Source organism: Rhodoferax saidenbachensis (assembly GCF_001955715.1).
GTDB lineage: Bacteria > Pseudomonadota > Gammaproteobacteria > Burkholderiales > Burkholderiaceae_C > Allorhodoferax > Allorhodoferax saidenbachensis.
Genome location: NZ_CP019239.1, coordinates 1,944,455 through 1,964,959, shown reverse-complemented (window position 1 = coordinate 1,964,959; position 20,505 = coordinate 1,944,455). Strand labels below are relative to the sequence as shown.

Genomic DNA, 20,505 nt, shown 5'->3' with positions numbered 1-20,505 from the left:
TCCTCCGTTCGAAATTTGCGATTAAGGCATCTACAGACTGATAGCCGACTTTCACATCGCTTTAAAGCAGTCGTTAATGCCTGAATTAAGCCGCGCAGTGAAGCTGCGAATGAATGTTAGAGCGCATCTTGGGAGTCTAAGAGCCTCAATGTTGCAACAAGCTTCTTTACAGCAGAGCCGAGAACTGCGGGAGCGCCGGTGATAGAAAGCTGTTGGCCGACGTAAGTGTCGGAAGGAGGCGATCGCCTGATAGCCTCAACGACGATGGCCGTGTTGATCGTTTTGGCTGTGACATAAGTGCATTTCGACTCAAATGCCTTGCCCGTCTTTGCTCCCGATGCGGCAAATACTGCCCAATTTTTGAGAGATCCATCTGCGGCATCCTTAGGATGGGCATAACACTGCAGAAGCAGATCATAGATGGCATGGCCGAGATCTGAGTCAGCGGCAGTGAATTGAAGTTTGATGGGCGCGCCAGCCTCAGCAGTACCGGTGGTTGCGCTGATCAAAAAGCATTCCTCGCCATAGGCATATATTGCTACGCGGAGCTCAATCTGCTGCCAATGGCGCAGCATCTCATTTAGGGTTTCACGGCGATCCATGAGGCTACGCGGCTCCAGGTCGCAATAGCGGCCGGGTGACGGCAGGAGTTCTTTCTTTGGCTTCGATATACCAAACATAGCGAATGATGAAAGTCAGGTTGTGGCCGATAGTACCAATTCGCACATCGGACGCGGCCGTCTGCTTCCGCCGCAAACCGGACCTCTCGACTACACAAAGACTGGCCGTTCAATGCTGCGGGCTTTTGGGCCATGGATTCCGTCGATTTCCGGACATCTGACAGTATGAGTCAGGTGTCATTGCCCCAAAACCTGTCAGCGCAAACCACGGGCGCGTTGCACCCGCAATTTCAGGCAACACAGCCCGATCAGCCAGCGCGCTTACGCTGCCGCCAAGCCTGCAGCTCACCCACCATGCCCTTGCGGAAGGCAACCACGCAGACGACGAAGATGACGCCGATGATCACGTTGATCCAGGAGCCTACGCGGTCGGACAAGAAGTCCTGCAGGCCGATGATGGTGAAGGCACCAATGACCGGGCCGGCAAAGGTGCCCAGGCCACCCAGCAGGGTCATCAGGATCACCTCGCCTGATATTGACCAGTGCGCGTCGTTCAACGTGGCAAAGCCGAGCACCAGGGTTTTGAGCGAACCGGCCAGTCCGGCAATCGCGGTGGACAACACAAAGGCCAGCAACTTGTAGCGGTCTACGTCGTAGCCCAGAGACACAGCGCGCGGTTCGTTTTCGCGGATGGCCTTGAGCACCTGGCCGTAGGGCGAGTGCACGATGCGGATGATGAAGAGGAACACCGCCACAAACACCGCCAGCACCACGTAGTACAGAACCGTATCGTTTGCCAGCGAAAACAAACCAAAAAGGTTGCCGCGCGGCACGCCTTGCAGGCCGTCTTCACCGCCGGTGAAAGGTGCCTGCAGGAAGACGAAGTAGATCATCTGCGCCATGGCCAGCGTAACCATGGCAAAGTAAATGCCTTGCCTGCGGATGGCGATCAGCCCGATGACCAGACCGCAGAGCGCCGCGATCAGCGTGCCGGCGATGATGCCAAGTTCTGGCGACAGGCCAACCGATCGCACCAGGTAACCCGTGGTGTAAGCCGCCGCGCCCAGGTAGGCCGCGTGCCCGAAGGACAGCAAGCCGGTGTAACCCAGCAGCAGGTTGAACGCGCAGGCGAAGATGGCATAACACAGCGCCTTCATCATGAAGACGGGGTACAGGCCAATGAACGGCGCCGCCACCAGCAATGCCAGTGCGATCCACAGCACCACACGGCCAAGTTTCTGGGTTTTGTCGGGAGCCGTGCTCATTATTTTTCCTTACCGAACAGACCGGCAGGCCGGATCATCAGCACGATGGCCATGATCACGAACACGACGATGCTCGAAGCTTCCGGGTAAAACACTTTGGTCAAACCCTCAATGAGGCCCAACGCGAGGCCTGTCAATATTGATCCGAGGATGGAGCCCATGCCACCGATCACAACGACGGCAAACACCACGATGATCAGGTTGCTGCCCATCAGCGGCGTGACCTGAATGATGGGCGCAGCCAGCACACCGGCCAGCGCAGCCAGACCGCAACCGCCGCCATAGGTCAGCATCACCATCATCGGCACATTGATACCGAAGGCTTGGACCAGCGTCGGGTTTTCGGTGCCAGCACGCAGATAAGCACCCAGCCGAGTGCGCTCGATGACAAACCACGTAGACAGGCAAATCACGACGGAGGCGAACACCACAAACGCGCGGTAGTTCGGCAGCACCATAAAGCCCAGATTGGTGGCGCCTTGCAGCAAATCGGGCACCGGATACGACTGGCCCGATACGTCAAACCAGTAACGGAATACACCCTCGGCAATCAGCGCTAGACCAAAGGTCAAAAGCAAGCCGTAGATGGGATCAATCTTGTACAAGCGCTTAAGCAGCGTACGCTCGATGACCACACCGAGCGCGCCCACCACCAGCGGCGAGATGACCAGCGCAAACCAGAAGTTGATGCCAAATTTGTCCAGCGCAACAAACGCCACGTAGGCGCCAATCATGTACAGCGCTCCGTGCGCGAAATTCACGATCCCCAGCAGCCCGAAGATGACTGCCAGACCCAGGCTCAGCATCGCGTAAAACGAGCCGTTGACCAGGCCAAGCAGGAGTTGGCCCAGAAAGGCCTGTATCGGGATGCCGAAGATTTCCATGGGGATCGTGTTCAGTCGCAGTTCAGTTCAAGATCAGATTACTTCCACAAGGCGCACTTGGACTCGGCCTTGGTCAGGAACGCGTCTTCGGCCTTGGTCGTGGCAACCACGTTGTAGTAGTCCCAAGGTGTGTTGGACTTTTCAGGTGTCTTCACCTGCATCAGGTACATGTCGTGCATCATGGTGCCGTCATCACGGATCCAGCCACCCTTGGCGTACATGTCGTTGACCTTGGACTTGCGCATCTGGGCCATGACCTTGTCACCATCATCGGTACCAGCGGCCTTGACGGCGGCCAGGTAGAACTGCGCGGCCGAGTAATCTGCGGCTTGCAGGCTGGAAGGCATGCGTTTGAACTTGTCAAAGAAGCGTTTGCTCCAGGCGCGCGATTCGGGCGATTGGTTCCAGTACCAGCTGTCAGTCAGGTACATGCCTTGCGTGGCTTTGAGGCCCAGCGAGTGCACGTCGTTGATGAACATCAGCAGACCGGCCAGCTTCATGGTTTTGGTCAGGCCGAATTCATTGGCCGCCTTGACCGCATTGATGGTGTCGCCACCGGCGTTGGCCAGGCCCAGAATCTGGGCCTTGCTGCTTTGTGCCTGCAACAGGAAGGACGAGAAATCGCTGGACGCCAGCGGTGCGCGCACCGAGCCGACAACGGTACCGCCTGCCTTGGTCACCGCGGTGGTGGCATCGGCTTGCAGCGCGGTGCCAAAGGCATAGTCTGCCGTCAGGAAATACCAGCTCTTGCCACCAGACTTCACGACGGCGGGCGCAGTGCCCTTGGCCAGCGCGACGGTGTCATACGCATAGTGGATGGTGTAGGGCGTGCACTGGTCATTGGTCAGCGCAGAGGAGCCGGCACCAATAGCGAGAAACGGCTTTTTCTTTTCCAGTGCGACCTTGGCCATGGCCAAGCTCGTGCCCGAGTTGGTGCCGCCCACCAGCATGTCCAGACCTTGCTGGTCAAACCATTCGCGGGCCTTGGAGGCAGCAACGTCAGGCTTGTTTTGGTGGTCAGCCACCAGAATTTCAATCTTCTTGCCATTGACCGCGCCACCCAGATCGGCGATGGCCATCTTGATGGCTTCTGCACCGGCAGGACCGTCGATGTCGGCGTAGAGGCCGGACAGATCGGTAATGAAGCCGATCTTGATCACGTCACCCGAGACTTGCGCCTGGGCGGAGGTGCCGAATGTCAATGCAGCGGTGCAGGTCAATGCGGATGCCGTTACCAGTTTCGCCAGTTTCTTCAGTTTCATGGATGTCTCCTCGTTGTAGATGGGTACGAAAAAGTTAAACGCCAAGGTACTCATGCAACTTGGCCAAGCGCGCGGGCAATTCGGCCTGCGTGAATTCCTGTTGGATTTCGCCGTGCTCCATGACCAGAAAGCGGTCGGCCAGTGGCGCTGCGAAGCGGAAGTTTTGTTCCACCATGACGATGGTGTAGCCCTTGGCGCGCAGCATCTTGACCATCTCGGCCAGCTTTTGCACGATCACCGGCGCGAGGCCTTCGGAAATTTCGTCGAGCAGCAACAGGCGAGCGCCGGTGCGCAAAATGCGCGCGACCGCCAGCATTTGCTGCTCGCCGCCGGACAGGCGCGTGCCCTGGCTGTTGGCGCGTTCCTTGAGATTGGGGAACATCGCATAGATCTCGTCCACACTCATGCCGCCTTTGGACAGCTCAGGCGGCAGCATCAGGTTTTCTTCCGCCGACAGGCTGGAGAAGATGCCGCGCTCTTCCGGGCAATAGCCAATGCCCAGCCGCGCAATCTTGTGCGTGGCCAAACCAATCGTCTCGGTGCCCATTACCTTGACGGAGCCTTTGCGGCTGCCAGTCAGGCCCATGATGGCGCGCATGGTGCTGGTCCGGCCCGCGCCATTACGACCCAGCAACGTGACGACTTCGCCTTCTTTGACGTCGAAATTGACGCCGTGTAATACATGCGATTCGCCGTACCAGGCGTGCAGGTCGCGTACTTCCAAAAATGTTGCACTCATTCAGTGGGCCCCTACCAGTTCGGTGTCCGTACTGCCCATATAGGCCTCAATCACGGCGGGGTTCTTCGAAACTTCGGCGTACGGGCCTTCGGCCAGCGTGGCACCGCGCTGCAGCACCGTGATGGTGTCGGCAATGCTGGAGACCACACTCATGTTGTGCTCCACCATCAGCACCGTGCGGTTGGCAGCCACCTTCTTGATCAATTGGCGGATGCGGTCCACATCTTCCAGGCCCATGCCCTGGGTGGGTTCGTCCAGCAGCATCAGTTCAGGGTCCATGGCCATGGTGGTGGCAATCTCCAGCGCGCGTTTACGGCCGTAGCTGAGTTCCACCGTGGGCAGGTAGGCATAGGGCTCCAGATCGACCGAACGCAGCAGCTCCAGCGCGCGCTCGTTCAGGCTGTCCAGCGATTTTTCGGAGCGCCAGAAGTGAAACGACGTGCCCAATTTGCGTTGCAGGGCCACGCGCACATTTTCCAGCACGCTCAGATGCGGGAACACCGCCGAAATCTGGAATGAACGAATGATGCCGCGCCGTGCGGTCTGCGCGGGCGCCTCATTGGTGATGTCCTGCCCGTTGAACAGGATGGTGCCCGACGTGGGCCGGATGAACTTGGTCAGCAGGTTGAAGCAAGTGGTTTTACCGGCGCCGTTGGGGCCGATCAGGGCATGGATAGACCCCCTGCGCACCTGCAAGTCCACCTTGTCCACGGCTACAAAGCCCTTGAACTCTTTGGTGAGCTTTTGCGTCTGGAGAATGAAGTCTGTCGTCATCCCGCCGATGTTGCGCGCAAAGCCCGGGTAAAACGCTAAGGGCAAACCCCCGAAGTCGACGCAGAGTCAGAAAAGAGTCAGCTACGTTCAGCTCCGCTTCCCAAGGCTGCACCACGGGAGTGCAGCACCGCCTCGGCCAACGCAAAGTCTTGGCGGTAGGTCACCTTGAAGTTCTGCGCACTGCCCTCCACCAGCAGCGGTTGCTGGCCCATGAACTCCAGCGCGCTGGATTCATCGGTCACCGCGTCGCCTGCGGCCAGCAGGGCCTGTTGCAGCGCGGCTATGCGGAACATCTGCGGTGTCTGGGCCAGCCATTTGTCGTGGCGCTCCACCGTGGTCGCCACGCGGCCACCGCGTTCGCTTTTCAGGGTGTCGGGCAGCTTGAGGGCCAACAGGCCGCCTACCGCATCGGGCAGGCAGGCATCTATCAAAGCGTTGATCTGCTGGGGCGTGATCAGGCAACGCGCGGCGTCGTGCACCAGCACCCAGTCGGTGGGCGCTGCGCCCTGCTCCAGCAAGGCGTTTAGGCCATTAAAAACGCTTGCAGCCCGCGTGGGTCCTCCGCAAGCAGCTACCAAAACAGTAGCATTGACGGCGTCAAAGAAGGTGTCCTCTGCAGACACCACAACCAAGGTGCCTGCCAGACGCTCCACTTGTGCAAAGGCTGCGAGTGTGTGCAGCACCATGGGCCGACCCGCCACCACTTGGTATTGCTTGGGGCCATCGGCACCTGAGCGCGAACCGGTGCCGGCACAGGGAATCAAGGCCCACAGGCGGTCTGGCGAAGATGAAGATTCGGGGGAATGGGAGGGAGAAGGAGTCATGGTGCTTGCCCCATTCTAAAATCAAGCTATCCATGGATTTACCTAAACTCACAGGCGGCAAGCGGTTTACCCTGCCGCGCCCGGCCGGTTCGGCCGATGCCCTGCTCCTGGCCCGCCTGGGCGAACGCGAAAAAGCTGCCGGTCTGCCGCTGGTTATCGTCACCGCAGACGCGAATGACGCCCAGCGCCTGCTCGAAGAAATCGCCTTCTTCGCCCCCCTGCTCCGCTGCGCGCTGTTCCCCGACTGGGAAACCCTGCCCTACGACACGTTTTCGCCGCACCAGGATTTGATCAGCGAACGTCTGGCCACGCTGTGGCGTATCAGCCAGCGCGACAAGGAAACCGGTGCCGACGTGGTCATCGTGCCCGCCACCACCGCGCTGTACCGCCTGGCGCCGCCCAGCTTTCTGGCGGGCTACACCTTCCAGTTCAAGGTCAAGCAAAAGCTCGACGAAGCCAAGCTCAAAGCGCAATTGACGCTGGCTGGCTACAGCCATGTGACCCAGGTGGTGAGCCCCGGTGAATACGCGGTACGTGGCGGGCTGATCGACCTGTTCCCCATGGGCAGCCCCGTGCCCTACCGCGTGGACTTGTTCGACGACGAGATCGACAGCATCCGCACGTTTGACCCCGACAGCCAGCGCAGCCTCTACCCCGTGCCCGAAATCCGCCTGCTGCCCGGGCGAGAGTTCCCGATGGACGACGACGCACGCGCCAAGTTCCGCAGCCGCTGGCGCGAGCTGCTGGACGGCGACCCGACCAAAAGCCGCATCTACAAGGACATGGGCAACGGCGTGGCGACCGCCGGCATCGAGTACTACCTGCCGCTTTTCTTTGAAGAAACGGCCACCGTGTTTGACTACGTGGGTGCCGATGCCACCGTGGTGCTGCACGGCGACCTGGAACCGGCCTTCCAGCGCTTCTGGCAGGACACCAAGGACCGCTACCGCCTGGTGCAGGGCGACCCCGAGCGCCCGGCGCTGCCGCCTGAGACATTGTTCCTGGGTACCGAGCAGTTCTACGCCCGCGCCAATGCGCATGCACAACTGGCGATCCGACCAATCCCCGTTCGCCCTGAGCCTGTCGAAGGGCTCGCGAGGTCTTCGACAGGCTCAGACCGAACGGACTTGGATGGCTCAGGGCGAACGGACTATGTGGATATCGAGACATTGCCCCCCTTGAGCGTGGTGCGCGGTGCCGAAGACCCGCTGGCTGCGCTGAAAACCCACGCGCGCAACACCCAGCACCGCATCCTGGTGCTGGCCGAGAGCGATGGTCGGCGCGAAAGTCTGCTGGACTTCTTGCGCGCCAGCGGCATCAACCCGCCGGCGTTTGATTCGCTCGCCGAGTTTGAGGCCAGCGATGAAAAATTCGGCATTGCCACCGCCGCGCTGACGGTCGGCTTTGGCTGGCTAGAGACCGGCATCGACTTCGTCACCGAAACCGAACTGTTTGCTACTGGCCCCACCACACGCCGACGCAAGAAGCAGGAGCAGGTCAGCGACGTCGAGGCGCTGATCAAGGACCTGAGCGAACTCAACCTGGGCGACCCGGTGGTGCACAGCGCGCACGGCATTGGTCGTTACAAAGGGCTGGTCAATCTGGACCTGGGCAACAAAAACGCCCAGGGCGAACCCGAGCTGCAGGAATTCCTGCACCTGGAATACGCCGACAAAGCCACGCTCTATGTGCCGGTGAGCCAGTTGCAGTTGATCAGCCGTTACACCGGCGTCAGCGCAGACGAGGCACCGCTGCACAAGCTGGGCAGCGGCCAATGGGAAAAAGCCAAACGCAAAGCCGCCGAACAGGTGCGCGACAGTGCGGCCGAGCTGCTGAACATCTACGCCCGCCGTGCTGCGCGTGAAGGCCATGCCTTCCGCTACAGCCCCTCCGACTACGAAACCTTCGCCAACGACTTTGGTTTTGAAGAAACCGCCGACCAGAAGGCCGCCATCCACGCCGTCATCCAGGACATGATCAGCCCGCGCCCGATGGACCGCCTGGTCTGCGGCGATGTGGGCTTTGGCAAGACCGAGGTGGCGCTGCGCGCTGCGTTCATCGCGATCACCGGTGGCAAGCAGGTGGCGTTTCTGGCACCCACCACGCTCTTGGCCGAGCAGCATTACCAGACGCTGGTGGACCGTTTCAGCAAGTGGCCGGTCAAGGTGGCAGAGATGAGCCGCTTTCGCTCTGGCAAGGAAATTACTGCTGCGCTCAAGGGCGTGGCCGACGGCACCATCGATATCGTGGTCGGCACCCACAAACTGCTGAGCCAGGACACCAAGTTCAAGGACCTGGGCCTGCTGATCATTGACGAAGAACACCGCTTTGGCGTGCGCCACAAGGAAGCGATGAAGGAATTGCGCGCCGAAGTTGATGTGCTCACGCTGACTGCCACGCCCATCCCCCGCACACTGGGCATGGCACTGGAAGGCCTGCGCGATTTGAGCGTCATAGCCACCGCACCGCAACGCCGCCTCGCCATCAAGACCTTTGTGCGCACCGAAGGCGCAGGCGTAATCCGCGAGGCCGTGCTGCGCGAGCTGAAACGCGGTGGGCAGGTCTATTTTTTGCACAACGAGGTGGAGACGATTGAAAACCGCCGCGCCAAGCTCGAAGAACTGTTGCCCGAGGCGCGCATTGCCGTGGCCCACGGCCAAATGCCGGAGCGGCAGTTGGAAAGCGTGATGCGCGACTTCATCGCCCAGCGCTACAACCTGCTGCTGTGCTCCACGATTATTGAGACCGGCATTGACGTGCCCACGGCCAACACCATCGTCATGAGCCGTGCCGACAAGTTCGGTCTGGCGCAGTTGCACCAATTGCGCGGGCGCGTGGGCCGCAGCCACCACCAAGCCTATGCCTACCTGATGGTGCCCGACATTGAAGGCCTGACCAAACAAGCAACCCAACGTCTGGACGCCATCCAGGCCATGGAAGAACTGGGCAGCGGCTTTTACCTGGCCATGCACGACCTGGAGATTCGCGGTGCCGGTGAGGTGCTCGGTGACAACCAGAGCGGCAATATGCTGGAAGTGGGCTTCCAGCTCTACAACGAGATGTTGTCCGAGGCCGTGCGCTGCCTCAAGAACGGCGAGGAACCGGACCTGTTGAGCCCGCTCAACGTCACCACCGAAATCAACCTGCACGCGCCAGCGCTGTTGCCCAACGACTACTGCGGCGATGTACACCTGCGCCTGTCGTTCTACAAGAAGCTGGCCACGGCGAAGAACCCCGACCAGATCGACAGCCTGCTCGAAGAAATCGTCGACCGTTTTGGCAAGCTGCCACCCCAGGCGCAGACGCTGATCGACGTGCACCGCCTGCGCGTCATCGCCAAGCCCTATGGCGTGGTCAAGGTGGACGCGGCGCCCGGCGTGATCAGCATCACCTTCAAGAAAAACCCGCCGATCGACCCGATGAAGATCATCGGCCTGATCCAGAAGAACAAACACATCAAGCTGGCCGGCAATGAAAAGCTGCGCATCGAGCGCGAGCTGCCCGAGGTGAAAGACCGTGCGCAAATGGTGCGCGACATTCTCAAGAGCCTGGGACAGCCCGTGGTAGAGGCGGTGACTACTGGCCAATAACGCGGCAATGGGGTGCCACTGCAGCAGCATGTGGCACCAATCATTCCGGGAATGACCGTAACGCACGGCCGCATGGAACCGCAGCAGGATTCATGTCAGCCGCACCCCATTCAGTACCGTGCGTATGCGCTCTTTTGCGATGGCCCCTGAAGGGGCTTGGTAAGCATGGGGAAAAACGAGAACGTCACTGCTCGCCAAGGGAATGAGTTGTCTGGCCATGCTGCCAAACAAAAAATCGACCAACGTCGCGTTTCTTTTCTCGCCCACGATGACCAAATCTGCAGCAGCGAAGCACTGCTGCACTGCAATTTCTCGGGCAGGCGCGCTGCGTCCGGTGATCGAACTCACCCGATTTCTGCGTGTGTCGAGGCTCTCTGAGAACCGAAGCGGCCGCCCCTGCGCGTCTTGACGGCCCAGCTTTCGGTAATAGGCCATGGCATCTTCCGGGGCCATGTCTTGGGGTCGCCCCGTTGAACAGCGTGCATCCAATGCGTGAAACAACTCAAGCGCTGAGTCGGCTTCCAATCCGCTGGCATATCGCACCAGATTTCCCGATTCCAGCGTGAAGTCAACGGCGACCAACATACGTTGGTACCGCCCCGAAGGCGCGTTCTTGACGATCAGCATAGGGCACTGGACGCGCCGCAGCAATTGGTCGAGCGTCGTACCACGCCAAAAAGTGTGCAGTGCGCGATGGCGTCGAGGGTCCATCACCAGCAAGTTGGCGCCGCGGGCAAGCCGCACGACGTCATCCAGCATATGCGGTGTGTGCTCTATCGCCTCGACCGTGATGCCATGACGCCGGGCAAGCTGTCGCCCACGCTGTCGCAGGCGCGCTGACGGATCTGACAGACCCAGGTTGGGCACTTCAGCTCCGTAAATGATGCGCAATCGGGCTCGGTGACTTGCCGCGATCAGCGCAGCACGCTCCAGCCCGTGTTCCGCCGCGGTTGAAAAGTCGGTGACAGCAAGTATGAATTGGATGTTCATGGCAACTCCCAGACGGACGGATGCAGGCCCCTGGCGCAAAGGCCAGGAACAAAACAAGACAAATGGGCCATCGATCAGATGGTGTAGTCGCCGCTGGCTTCGGGTTGAAACAGAAGCGCCGACACCTGTGCCGAGCACGCATCGCCATTCGGTGTGCGCCAGTGGGCCACAGAGCCCACACGGAGGCCCAGCAGACTGGCGCCCACCGGCGACAGCACGGAAATGAATCCAAGGCTGGGTTCGGCATCTCTGGGGTAGCAAAGCGTGAGTTTTTGCGTGCGATGCGAATTCAAATCGACGATTTCTATCTGGGAATACATCGTGATGACGTCCAGCGGAATGTCCTGCGAGGGAACCAGGTCAGCGGACTCGCAGTGCTCCTTCAGCGCAACGGGCAATTGCCCATTTTTGAGACGCAAGCGGGCGAAATCCAACTCGGTGAGGACACGTTCACCGTTCAGGGCTGAATTCATAAAACACTCCAATAAGCGCGACCTGGCCCACAGAGTGCGGCGGCCGCTAACGCGCTGGGCTTGGGGCCCGGCGATTATTGGTTTGCGCTAAAAAGGAAAGGGGGAATCGCCGGGCTTAAGAATCTGCGGCCGGCTGGCGCATACAGGCCGCACCCGCGACTTTTCGCGCCCGCACAACGACATCAGCGATAACAGCCGCGTCATTGCATGAGGAACGAATGGGGGAGGACATGCTGTGGATTCTAGGTCGCGTCGGCGCCAAACCACAAAGCGAACCGACATAGCCCTAGGCTTTTTGCCAGTAATCGATTGATGACTGAGGGCACGGCACGCTCTGTCCAACAAGGGCTACAGGCTGGGGCATATGCCAAAATCCTCCCCACGCTCCCCTAGCGCTGGCAAGCGGACAGAAAATGGGGACAACAAACCCCTGTGCACAGCGAAATTTGTACAAAAATGGCCTCTAGCCCTTATAGAAACTGCGCAAGCAGCTACTAAATAAATAGCAAAATCACATGCCTGCAAACGAAATCTCCCCCGGCCTGATTGTCCAGAACCTGCCCGCAGCCCTGAAGCTGGCCGACTACAAACTCATCGCCTTTGACATGGACTCCACACTGATCAACATCGAGTGTGTGGACGAAATTGCCGACGCCGCCGGCCGCAAGGCCGAGGTTTCCGCGATTACCGAAGCCGCCATGCGCGGCGAGATCACCGACTACAAGGACAGCCTGCGCAAACGCGTGGCGCTGCTCAAGGGTGTGAGCGTGGCCAGCATGCAGCAGGTGTACGACCAGCGTCTGCAGCTCAACCCCGGTGCCGCGGCGCTGGTGGCAGCCTGCAAACAAGCCGGACTCAAGGTGCTGCTGGTCTCGGGCGGCTTTACCTTCTTCACCGACCGCATCCGCGAGCGCCTGGGCATCGACTTTGCGCGCTCCAATGTGCTCGGAGAAAAAGACGGTGCACTCACAGGTGCCATGGTGGACCAGCCCTGGGGCGACATTTGCGACGGCAATGAAAAGCGCCGCACGCTGCTCGAAGTGGCATCCCTACTGGGCATATCCCCCGCCCAGTGCATTGCCATGGGTGACGGCGCCAACGACTTGCCCATGATGGGCGTCGCAGGTCTGTCCGTGGCCTACCACGCCAAACCCGCCGTGCGCGAGAAAGCCCAAGTGGCAATCAACAGCGGCGGGCTGGACCGCTTGCTGGAGGTGCTGAAGCCTGCGTAAGCTCCAGAGCGCTGTAGACTATCGCCACCGCCAGGTAGCCGAGGCCTCCGCACACCGCAGAGGCCTTTTTTATTTGGAAACCCGGGCACACGCCCGACTTCTCACTCCCCAACCAAGCCTCTTTATGACCAGCCCCATGTACACCCACTCAGTCCCGGCCTTCCAGCAAATGCTCAAGGCGCTCCAGACCATCCTGGCGCAGGCTGGCGCATACGCTACGGAAAAATCGATCACGCCCGACGCCCTGCTGCAAGCGCGCCTGTACCCCGACATGTTCCCGCTGATTAAACAGGTGCAGATTGCGGCCGACTTTGCGCGCGGTGTGTCGGCGCGACTGGCGGGCGTGGAGGTTCCTGTCTATGAAGGCAACGAGAAGAACTTTGCCGATCTGGACGCCCTGCTGACCAACACCCTGGCGTTTCTGGGCAGCCTGGATGCCGCCGCCTTCGAAGGCAGCGAAAGCAAGGAAATCGTCTTGCGCCCCGGCACACCGAAAGAAAAGAAGCTGAGCGGGCAGGCCTACCTGTCGCATTACGGCCAGCCGCAATTCTTCTTCCACGTCACCACCACCTACGCGCTGCTGCGCCACAACGGGCTGCCCGTCGGCAAGCGCGATTACATGGGTGTTTATTGATTTCCACGATGGGGCAAGCAGCATGATTGATGGACTGGTAGCCGGCAAACTGGTCGGCGACGCAGAAATGCGCGACGGCAAAAACGCCAGCAAGTTTGCCGTGGCCAAGGTCAAGGCTGCCGCGGGCGATGGTGACCAGGTGCTGGTCAACGTGATTGCCTTCGCCCCCGAGGCCTGCGCAGCCCTCATGGCCCTGCAGGATGGTGACCCGGTCGCGCTGACCGGTAGCCTGACACCCAAGGTCTGGAGCGACAAACAAGGCAATACCAAGCCCGCGCTGGACATGGTGGCCGCGAATGTCATGACGCCCTACCAATTGGGCCAGAAGCAGGCTACAGATACCGATTGATAGGCTGGCACAATCACGCCCTTTGCCAGCACCTCGCACCCCGGACATGAACATCGTTGTTAACGCAGACCTCAAAGCCTATATTGATCCCCTGACACCCGAGGAACACGAGGCGCTGGAGCGCAGCCTGCTGGCCGAGGGCTGCCGCGATGCGCTGGTGCTGTGGGGCGATGTGCTGGTGGACGGCCACAACCGGTACGGCATCTGCCAGAAACACGGCATTCCTTTCCAGACGCTGCAAAGCACGCTTTTCCACAGCATCGAAGACGTACACCTGTGGATGATTGACCAGCATCTGGGGCGGCGCAGTGTGTCGGACTTCCAGCGCGGCGTGCTGGCCCTGCGCAAGCGCGAGATTCTGGCGGACAAGGCGCGCCAGACCGAAGCCACACCCGCCGCAGACGCTGCTGCACCAGAAGCAGCACAGGGTGCGACCGAAGCAGTTGCGCCCTCCTCCATCAAAACCCGGGAAGGTCTGGCCAAAGCGGCCCGCTTGAGCAGCAGCCAGGTGGTCATGATCGAGAAGATCCAGAAACAGGCAACCCCCGAAGTGGTGGCCGCCGTGAAATCGGGCGTGATCTCCATCAACGCCGCCGCGGCCGTGTCCAGCCTGCCCGCGCAGGAACAAGTGGAGGCAGCCATGGGCGGCAAAGAACAGTTGCAACAAGCCGCCAAACGCGTGCGCGACACCCGCAAACGCCCCAAGGCTGATGACGTTGATGGTGCAGAAACAGATGAAGTCACGCAGCTCAAAGCCCGCGTCACCGCGCTGGAGGCAGAAAACACCATGTTGCGCGCGCAGGTTGCCGCACTGCAGGCACTGAGCCCCCGCTGAACGCCGGACCCCACCGCCCATGCAAGCCCTGCTGAACGCCATCGCCCAGATGGAGCTGGCCACCGACGCCCAGCGCATCTTCCACGGCCGCGGTGGCATGTACCCGGGCTGTGAGCATTGGGTGCTGGATGCCTTCCCGCCAGTCTGGGTACTGACCAGTTTTGAACCGTCCACGGAAGAAGAGCTGGCCGCGGTCCACACCGCCCTGGCGCAGCGCCTGGAGCAACTGGCGCCGGGGCAAACGCTGAACTGGGTCTACCAATGCCGCAGCAAAGGTCAGACCGAAACCCGGCTCATGGCGGGCGAAGTACCCACGCCGCATGTGGTGACCGAAAGCGGCGCGCGTTACCTGCTGCATTTGCTCAAGGGGCAAAACCACGGCTTTTTCCCCGACATGGCCGAGGGCCGGCGCTGGGTGCGCACGCACGTGGCGAACCAGCCGGGTGCCCGCGTGCTCAACCTGTTTGCCTACACCTGTGCGTTCTCTGTGGTGGCGCTGCAGGCAGGCGCGAAACAGGTGGTCAATGTGGACATGAGCCACGGCGCCATCACCATCGGGCAGCAAAACCACCAGCTCAATGGCCTCAGGGCCGGGGCCAGTTTTCTGCCGCATGACATCTTCAGCACCTGGGGCAAGATCACGCGCGGCGGGCCCTATGACCTGATCATCGTGGACCCACCCAGCTACCAAAAGGGCAGCTTTGTGGCCACCAAGGACTATGCACGCCTGATGCGCCGCCTGCCCGACCTGCTGATGCATGGCGGGCACGTGTTGCTGTGCCTGAACGCGCCCGAGTTGGGCGTCGGCTTCCTGCGGGACGCGATGCAGGAACTGGCGCCGGAGCTGTCATTTGTAGAGCGCGTGTCCAACCCGTCCGTGTTTGCGGACGTGTCGGAAGACCGCGCACTCAAGGTGCTGGTCTACCGGGCACCGGATGCAGACCAGGCAGCGTCTGCTGTCAATCAATAGCCTTTTCAACCACCGGCGCCTGCATGCCGATCGCCATGCGGTTCCACGTGTTGATCTGTGCAATCGCCCATGTCAGCTCGACGATCTCCTGATCGCTGAACTGGCCTTTGAGTTCTTCAAAATCGGCATCGCGGCTGCTGTGGTTGTCTGACAGGCGGGTGATGCTTTCGGCCCAGTTCAACGCGGCGCGTTCACGCTGGCTGTACAGGCCGACTTCGCGCCAGGTGGCTAGGCTGTTGATGCGCTGCCAGCCCTCGCCGGCTTTGCGCAGGTCGCGCACATGCATGTCCAGGCAAAAGGCGCAGCCATTGATCTGCGATACACGGGTGTGGACCAGCTCCATCAGCACGGGGCCGATGGATGACTTGGCGATGCTGGCGCCGACGCTGGCCATGGCTTGGTAAGACTTGGGGGAAATGGTGGTCCAGGGGAGACGGGCTTGGTTCATTTTGAGTTGCCTTGGTTGCTGTACGGGATGTACACACTCAAGACGTTTCAGGCGATTCCTTTGTGACAACCAAGTCGCGGCCCAGCGTGGCGGCAATGCGGGCCAGCTTGTCCGGGTTGCGCTGGGAGTGGATACGCACGATGCGCGCGCCATCGGTCTCCAACGACTGCGCCGACTCCAGCACACCGTCAATGAAGCGCAGCAAGCCCCACTGCCCATTGAGCACCACCACCTCAAACCGCACCACACCGGGGAAACGCAGGAATGTAGCCAGGTACAACTGCGCAATGCGCGCCCCGCCCACCAGCGGCACACCAAAGCTGGGCACCTTGCCGCCGCCGTCACCAATCAACTGCGCATCGTCGGCCAGCATATCCTTCAGTACATGGAAATTGCCACGCGCCGCCGCGTCGGCAAAACCGCGCAGCAACCGCAGCTGGGTCTCGCGCGCCACCGTGTAGCGCGGGCGCTGGTCCTGCAGTTGCAACTTGGCACGGTGCACCAGTTGGCGGCAGGCGGGCTCGGTCTTGCCTAGGGCTTCGGCCACCTCGCCGTAGTCGGCATCAAACACCTCGCGCAACAAATACGCAGCACGCGCCTCGGGTGCCAGGCGCTCCAACAAGGTCATGAATGCCACCGACACATCGTCCACCCGCTCCAGCAGTTGCTCGGGAGAAACAGGCGAATCCGACATCAGGGGCTCGGGCAACCAGGTGCCCACATAGTGCTCGCGCTGGATCTTGGCCGAGCGCAGCCGGTCAATCGCCAGGCGTGTGGTCACGGACACCAGCCAAGCCTCCGTGCTGTCCATCTGCGCCGTGTCGGCCGCGTTCCAGCGCAGCCAGGCATCCTGCACCACGTCCTCCGCCTCGGCCGAAGAGCCCAACATGCGGTAGGCAATACCCTGCAGCCGGGGGCGCAGGCGGTTGAAGGTGGTGGTGGCGTCGTTCATGGAGAGCTAGACGTTTGGCAACCCCATTGTGTGACAGCGCTGCGCACCAATGCGTTTAATTCCAGGGCACCTTGGCAAACCGCTCCACCAAAAAATCCAGAAATGTGCGCACCGCAGGTGACAAAAGCTTGCGCGAGGGGTACAGCGCGTAAATCGCCATATCGGGCAGCTTCCAGTCTGGCAGCACCACGTTCAGGCGGCCATCCCGCAGATGCGGATTGGCCAAGTAGGTGGGCTGCAGGGCCACGCCGCCGCCCGCCAATGCGGCCTGCAGCAAAGCCGTGGCTTCGTTGGCGCTGAAATGGCTGCCCACACTCACCTCGGCGTGCGCGTCCCCGCGCTGCAACTTCCACACGCTTTTGCCAAAGTTGGCATAGCTCAGGCAGCGGTGCGCGGCCAGGTCGACGGGTAGCTGGGGCGTGCCCTGCGCACGCAAGTAGTCCGGGGACGCCACCAGCACCGACGTGCACGGTGCCAGCACGCGCCCAATCAGCGTAGGGTCGGGCTCCGCGCTGATGCGGATGGCCAGATCAATGCGCGCCTCCACCAGATTCAGCGCGCCCTCGCTGGCATTGAGGTCGATCTTGAGTTGCGGGTACTGCTTCAAAAAAACGGCCACGGCCGCAGCCATCTGCGCGTAGGCAAATGACATGCTGCAAGTGATGCGCAACTGCCCGCGCAAAGCGCCGTCGTGGCTGTGGGTTTCTTCCTCCACGTTTTCCATCAGCGCCAGCATTTGCTGGCTGCGGCGCAGGCAGTTTTCACCCGCGTCGGTGAGCGTGACGCTGCGCGTGGTGCGCTGCAAAAGACGAGCGCCCAGCCACTGCTCCAGCTCGCCCACATAGCGCGTCACCATGGCGCGCGACATGTCCAGCTTGTCGGCCGTGGCGCTGAAACTGCCGCTCTGGGCCACTTCCACAAACACCTGCATGGCAGTCAATCGGTCCATGATTTGCTCAATTTATGAAACAGTAATGGCCGAATTATCGGGTTTATCTGCGCGGATATTGAAACTAAAGTTCACTCCAGCGCCAAGAGCGTTCCTTTTCACCACCCACCTTACTGGAGTTCCCCATGATCCGCACCACCCTACTCGCCGCATCCCTCGCCATCGCCTTCACCAGCGCACAGGCCGCCCAGCCGCTCACCGTCAAGGTCTACAACGCCGACGGCAACAGCTTCAACGTCAACTCCACTTTGGTGGTGGGCGAGAAGGAAGCCATGGTGATTGACGCCGGCTTTACCCGCGCCGATGCGCTGCGCATTGCGGCCAATGTGCTGGACAGCGGCAAACAGCTCACCACCGTCTACGTGAGCCAGGCCGACCCGGACTACTACTTTGGCGTGGAGACGCTGAAAGAATTTTTCCCCAACGCCGATGTGGTGACAACGCCCGCGGTATTGGCGAAGCTGTCGCCCAAGCTGGCAGGCAAGGTCGCGTTCTGGGGCCCCAAGATGGGCGCCAATGCACCGCGCAAACCCGTGGTCCCACGCGCGCTGGACGGCACTACGCTGACGCTGGAAGGTCAGACGATTGAGATCCGCGGAACCCAAGGGCTGCTGGCACACCGGCCCTATGCGTGGATTCCATCGATCAAAACCATCGTCGGCAACATCGGCGTGTTCGGCAATATGCATGTGTGGACTGCGGATACGCAGAGCGCTGCTGAGCGCGCCGCCTGGGTGGCGCAGTTGGACGAGATGGCTGCGCTGAAGCCTGAGCTGGTGATTCCCGGCCACATGAAGGCGGGCACCAAGGTCGATGCGAGCACGATTGGTTTCACCAAAGATTACCTGCTCACATTTGAGAAGAATCTGGCCGCCAGCAAAAACAGCGCCGAGCTGATCAACGCGATGAAGCAGTCTTACCCACAGGTGACCGATGGTGCGCTGTCGCTGGACATTGGCGCCAAGGTCAACAAGGGCGAGATGAAGTGGTAACAATGAACCAGTAAGGAGATAACACCATGAGCACCCCGACACACACCACCGTGACCTACCTGTTCGACCCACTGTGCGGCTGGTGCTACGGTGCCTCCCCCACAGTTCAGCAACTGGGACAACACACCAGCATCCAACTGGAGTTGGCGCCAACGGGCCTGTTTGCAGGTAGCGGTGGGCGCACCCTAGACGCCGCGTTTGCGGACTATGCGTGGTCGAACGACGTGCGCATCGAAAAGCTGACCGGCCAGCGCTTCTCTGAGGCCTACCGCACGCAGGTGCTGGGCAAACCCGGTAGCCGCTTTGATTCGGCCACCACCACATTGGCACTCACGGCCGTGGCGTTGACTACACCGGAGCGTGAACTGGAGGCCTTGAAGGTCTTGCAGGAAGGCCGTTATGTCCACGCGCTGGATACCAGCGCCGTGCCCGTGGTGGAAAAGCTGTTGCGCGACATGGGCCTGGCTGCTGCCGCGGACCGCCTGGTGGCGGGTGACGCAGAACTCCTGGCCGCCAACGCCGAACGTATCCGCAAGGCACAAGGGCTGATGCAGCGCTTTGATGCGCAAGGTGTGCCAACGCTGATCGTGACCGATGACAATGGCAGCCGGCTGCTGCGTGGCAATGCGTTGTATGGCAGCTTTGACAGTTTGCTTAGCCACATTGCAGCGGCCTGAAAAATCCGCTGCAGCCACTCAAAGGAACTCTTCATGACCTTGCTTCACGACGTCTTGGCGCACATGCGTGCGGGCCGCTGGCGCGAGGCGCACGACCTCGTGCAGGAGGATGGCTCCGAGTTGGCCGCCTGGTTGCACGGCATCCTGCACATCCAAGAAGGTGATCTGGAGGATGCCGAGTACTGGTACAGCAAAGCCAACCGCCATTTCCGCAGCCGGGGCACGCTGCAGGAAGAGCTGCAGCGCTTTGAGGATGTGCTGCGGACGGGTTGAGCGGTCCGTTTCAGACCTGCTGGCCAAGACATAATCCGATTCAAACGCTTGTCCGATAGCGTCCAACCAGGGGGATGCAATGAGCAGTTATGTCGATGGCGCTTTGACCAACAATGAGAAAGTTGTGTACCTGGGGCACACCAGCCTGTGGCCCCTGGGCTGGTGGATCTTCTTCGGCATCGTGCTGATCCCCATCGTCGTGGGTCTCATCATCCTGCTGTCGGTTTACATCAAATACAAGACCACCGAGCTCGCGATCACGAACAAACGCGTCATCTCCAAGGTAGGCCTGGTCAGCCGGCGCACCATAGAGATGAACCTGCAAAAGATCGAATCCATCCAGGTGGACCAGAGTGTGATGGGGCGCATCTTCAACTACGGCTCCCTTGTCATCTCTGGCGCAGGCACGCCCCAAACACCGATCCCGGGCATCTCCAACCCCATGGAATTTCGCAAAGCCTTTATCGACGCGCAGGAACGCAGTATGTCGGCCAGCAATCAGGCCTGAGACAGACCCTAGGTAATTTTGAACACCGTCCGGATGGTCTTGCCACCGGACTTTTCCTCAAATACGGACCACTGCTTGATGCCTTTGACCAGCACCTTGTTGCTGATGTCTTTCACCGGGGTTTTGGCGCTGAGCTTGGCGGTCACCCAGTCCTGCACATGGGGGTAAAACTGCCCTTCTTTTCCCGTGGGGACCAGCAGTTCCTTGTCGGCAATTTTTCCGGCGGAGGTCACGATCAATTCGGTAGCGGGCATGGTGTGTCTGT

The 20,505-nt window shown here is 60.7% G+C and carries 23 protein-coding genes; 10 read left to right on the top strand and 13 right to left on the bottom strand.

The features are described from left to right. Positions 1–116: 116 nt before the first annotated feature. The 7 genes from RS694_RS09410 to ispD all read right to left on the bottom strand — a co-directional run bounded on the left by RS694_RS09410 (position 117) and on the right by ispD (position 6,368). On the bottom strand, positions 117–602 hold the full coding sequence (locus RS694_RS09410) for a hypothetical protein (protein ID WP_037247225.1): 486 nt from the start codon (positions 600–602) through the stop codon (positions 117–119). A 326-nt stretch (positions 603–928) separates the two neighbouring features. Next, positions 929–1,885: a branched-chain amino acid ABC transporter permease gene (locus RS694_RS09405; RefSeq protein ID WP_029707567.1), complete on the bottom strand. Its 957-nt coding sequence runs from the start codon at positions 1,883–1,885 to the stop codon at positions 929–931. Further along, on the bottom strand, positions 1,885–2,769 hold the full coding sequence (locus tag RS694_RS09400; protein WP_029707568.1) for a branched-chain amino acid ABC transporter permease: 885 nt from the start codon (positions 2,767–2,769) through the stop codon (positions 1,885–1,887). The genes RS694_RS09405 and RS694_RS09400 overlap by 1 nt, the downstream gene beginning before the upstream one ends. 38 nt (positions 2,770–2,807) lie before the next feature. Continuing rightward, complete coding sequence (locus RS694_RS09395) at positions 2,808–4,031, bottom strand: ABC transporter substrate-binding protein (protein WP_029707569.1); 1,224 nt, start codon at positions 4,029–4,031, stop codon at positions 2,808–2,810. A gap of 34 nt (positions 4,032–4,065) precedes the next feature. Next, a complete protein-coding gene (locus RS694_RS09390) occupies positions 4,066–4,770 on the bottom strand; it encodes an ABC transporter ATP-binding protein (protein ID WP_029707570.1) in 705 nt (234 codons plus the stop codon). Next, a complete protein-coding gene (locus RS694_RS09385) occupies positions 4,771–5,544 on the bottom strand; it encodes an ABC transporter ATP-binding protein (RefSeq protein ID WP_029707571.1) in 774 nt (257 codons plus the stop codon). It lies immediately after the preceding gene. A gap of 77 nt (positions 5,545–5,621) precedes the next feature. Continuing rightward, complete coding sequence (gene ispD, locus RS694_RS09380) at positions 5,622–6,368, bottom strand: 2-C-methyl-D-erythritol 4-phosphate cytidylyltransferase (protein ID WP_037247227.1); 747 nt, start codon at positions 6,366–6,368, stop codon at positions 5,622–5,624. 32 nt (positions 6,369–6,400) lie between these two features. On the opposite strand from ispD, the gene mfd reads away from it, so the two are divergent. After that, positions 6,401–9,958 (top strand): transcription-repair coupling factor, encoded by a 3,558-nt coding sequence (mfd, locus tag RS694_RS09375; RefSeq protein WP_029707574.1) that lies wholly within the window; start codon positions 6,401–6,403, stop codon positions 9,956–9,958. A gap of 90 nt (positions 9,959–10,048) precedes the next feature. Here the strand turns inward: mfd and RS694_RS09370 are convergent, their stop codons facing one another. Then, entirely contained in the window at positions 10,049–10,948 is a 900-nt protein-coding gene (locus tag RS694_RS09370; RefSeq protein WP_029707575.1) for a universal stress protein, read from the bottom strand. Between the two features lie 74 nt (positions 10,949–11,022). Next, positions 11,023–11,421, bottom strand: a complete 399-nt coding sequence (locus tag RS694_RS09365; protein ID WP_029707576.1) for a GreA/GreB family elongation factor — start codon at positions 11,419–11,421, stop codon at positions 11,023–11,025. A gap of 515 nt (positions 11,422–11,936) precedes the next feature. On the opposite strand from RS694_RS09365, the gene serB reads away from it, so the two are divergent. The 5 genes from serB (at position 11,937) to RS694_RS09340 (ending at position 15,441) form a co-directional block, all read left to right on the top strand. Then, positions 11,937–12,653, top strand: coding sequence for a phosphoserine phosphatase SerB (serB, locus tag RS694_RS09360; RefSeq protein ID WP_029707577.1), 717 nt, complete (start codon positions 11,937–11,939; stop codon positions 12,651–12,653). Between the two features lie 124 nt (positions 12,654–12,777). Further along, positions 12,778–13,287, top strand: a complete 510-nt coding sequence (locus RS694_RS09355) for a DUF1993 domain-containing protein (protein ID WP_029707579.1) — start codon at positions 12,778–12,780, stop codon at positions 13,285–13,287. A 22-nt stretch (positions 13,288–13,309) separates the two neighbouring features. Next, entirely contained in the window at positions 13,310–13,636 is a 327-nt protein-coding gene (locus tag RS694_RS09350) for a single-stranded DNA-binding protein (protein ID WP_029707580.1), read from the top strand. A gap of 46 nt (positions 13,637–13,682) precedes the next feature. After that, positions 13,683–14,471, top strand: a complete 789-nt coding sequence (locus tag RS694_RS09345) for a ParB N-terminal domain-containing protein (RefSeq protein WP_029707581.1) — start codon at positions 13,683–13,685, stop codon at positions 14,469–14,471. Between the two features lie 19 nt (positions 14,472–14,490). Continuing rightward, a complete protein-coding gene (locus tag RS694_RS09340) occupies positions 14,491–15,441 on the top strand; it encodes a class I SAM-dependent methyltransferase (protein ID WP_029707582.1) in 951 nt (316 codons plus the stop codon). Here RS694_RS09340 and RS694_RS09335 read toward each other — a convergent pair. The 3 genes from RS694_RS09335 to RS694_RS09325 are packed head-to-tail and all read right to left on the bottom strand — an operon-like array spanning position 15,431 to position 17,790. After that, positions 15,431–15,889: a carboxymuconolactone decarboxylase family protein gene (locus tag RS694_RS09335; protein ID WP_029707584.1), complete on the bottom strand. Its 459-nt coding sequence runs from the start codon at positions 15,887–15,889 to the stop codon at positions 15,431–15,433. The genes RS694_RS09340 and RS694_RS09335 overlap by 11 nt on opposite strands. Positions 15,890–15,926: 37 nt before the next feature. Further along, complete coding sequence (locus tag RS694_RS09330) at positions 15,927–16,841, bottom strand: RNA polymerase sigma-70 factor (RefSeq protein ID WP_029707585.1); 915 nt, start codon at positions 16,839–16,841, stop codon at positions 15,927–15,929. 55 nt (positions 16,842–16,896) lie between these two features. Continuing rightward, a complete protein-coding gene (locus RS694_RS09325) occupies positions 16,897–17,790 on the bottom strand; it encodes a LysR family transcriptional regulator (protein ID WP_029707587.1) in 894 nt (297 codons plus the stop codon). A gap of 125 nt (positions 17,791–17,915) precedes the next feature. Here RS694_RS09325 and RS694_RS09320 point away from each other — a divergent pair, with 125 nt between their 5' ends. The 4 genes from RS694_RS09320 (at position 17,916) to RS694_RS09305 (ending at position 20,240) form a co-directional block, all read left to right on the top strand. After that, positions 17,916–18,782, top strand: a complete 867-nt coding sequence (locus RS694_RS09320) for an MBL fold metallo-hydrolase (RefSeq protein WP_029707588.1) — start codon at positions 17,916–17,918, stop codon at positions 18,780–18,782. Between the two features lie 26 nt (positions 18,783–18,808). Continuing rightward, positions 18,809–19,459 (top strand): DsbA family protein, encoded by a 651-nt coding sequence (locus RS694_RS09315; RefSeq protein WP_029707589.1) that lies wholly within the window; start codon positions 18,809–18,811, stop codon positions 19,457–19,459. 33 nt (positions 19,460–19,492) lie between these two features. Continuing rightward, positions 19,493–19,732, top strand: a complete 240-nt coding sequence (locus RS694_RS09310; RefSeq protein WP_029707590.1) for a hypothetical protein — start codon at positions 19,493–19,495, stop codon at positions 19,730–19,732. Between the two features lie 79 nt (positions 19,733–19,811). Further along, the gene (locus RS694_RS09305) at positions 19,812–20,240 is read left to right on the top strand and encodes a PH domain-containing protein (RefSeq protein WP_029707592.1); all 429 of its coding nucleotides are present in this window, start codon (positions 19,812–19,814) and stop codon (positions 20,238–20,240) included. Positions 20,241–20,248: 8 nt separating this feature from the next. On the opposite strand, the gene RS694_RS09300 is transcribed toward RS694_RS09305, so the two are convergent. Then, entirely contained in the window at positions 20,249–20,494 is a 246-nt protein-coding gene (locus RS694_RS09300) for a hypothetical protein (RefSeq protein WP_029707593.1), read from the bottom strand. Positions 20,495–20,505 lie beyond the last annotated feature (11 nt).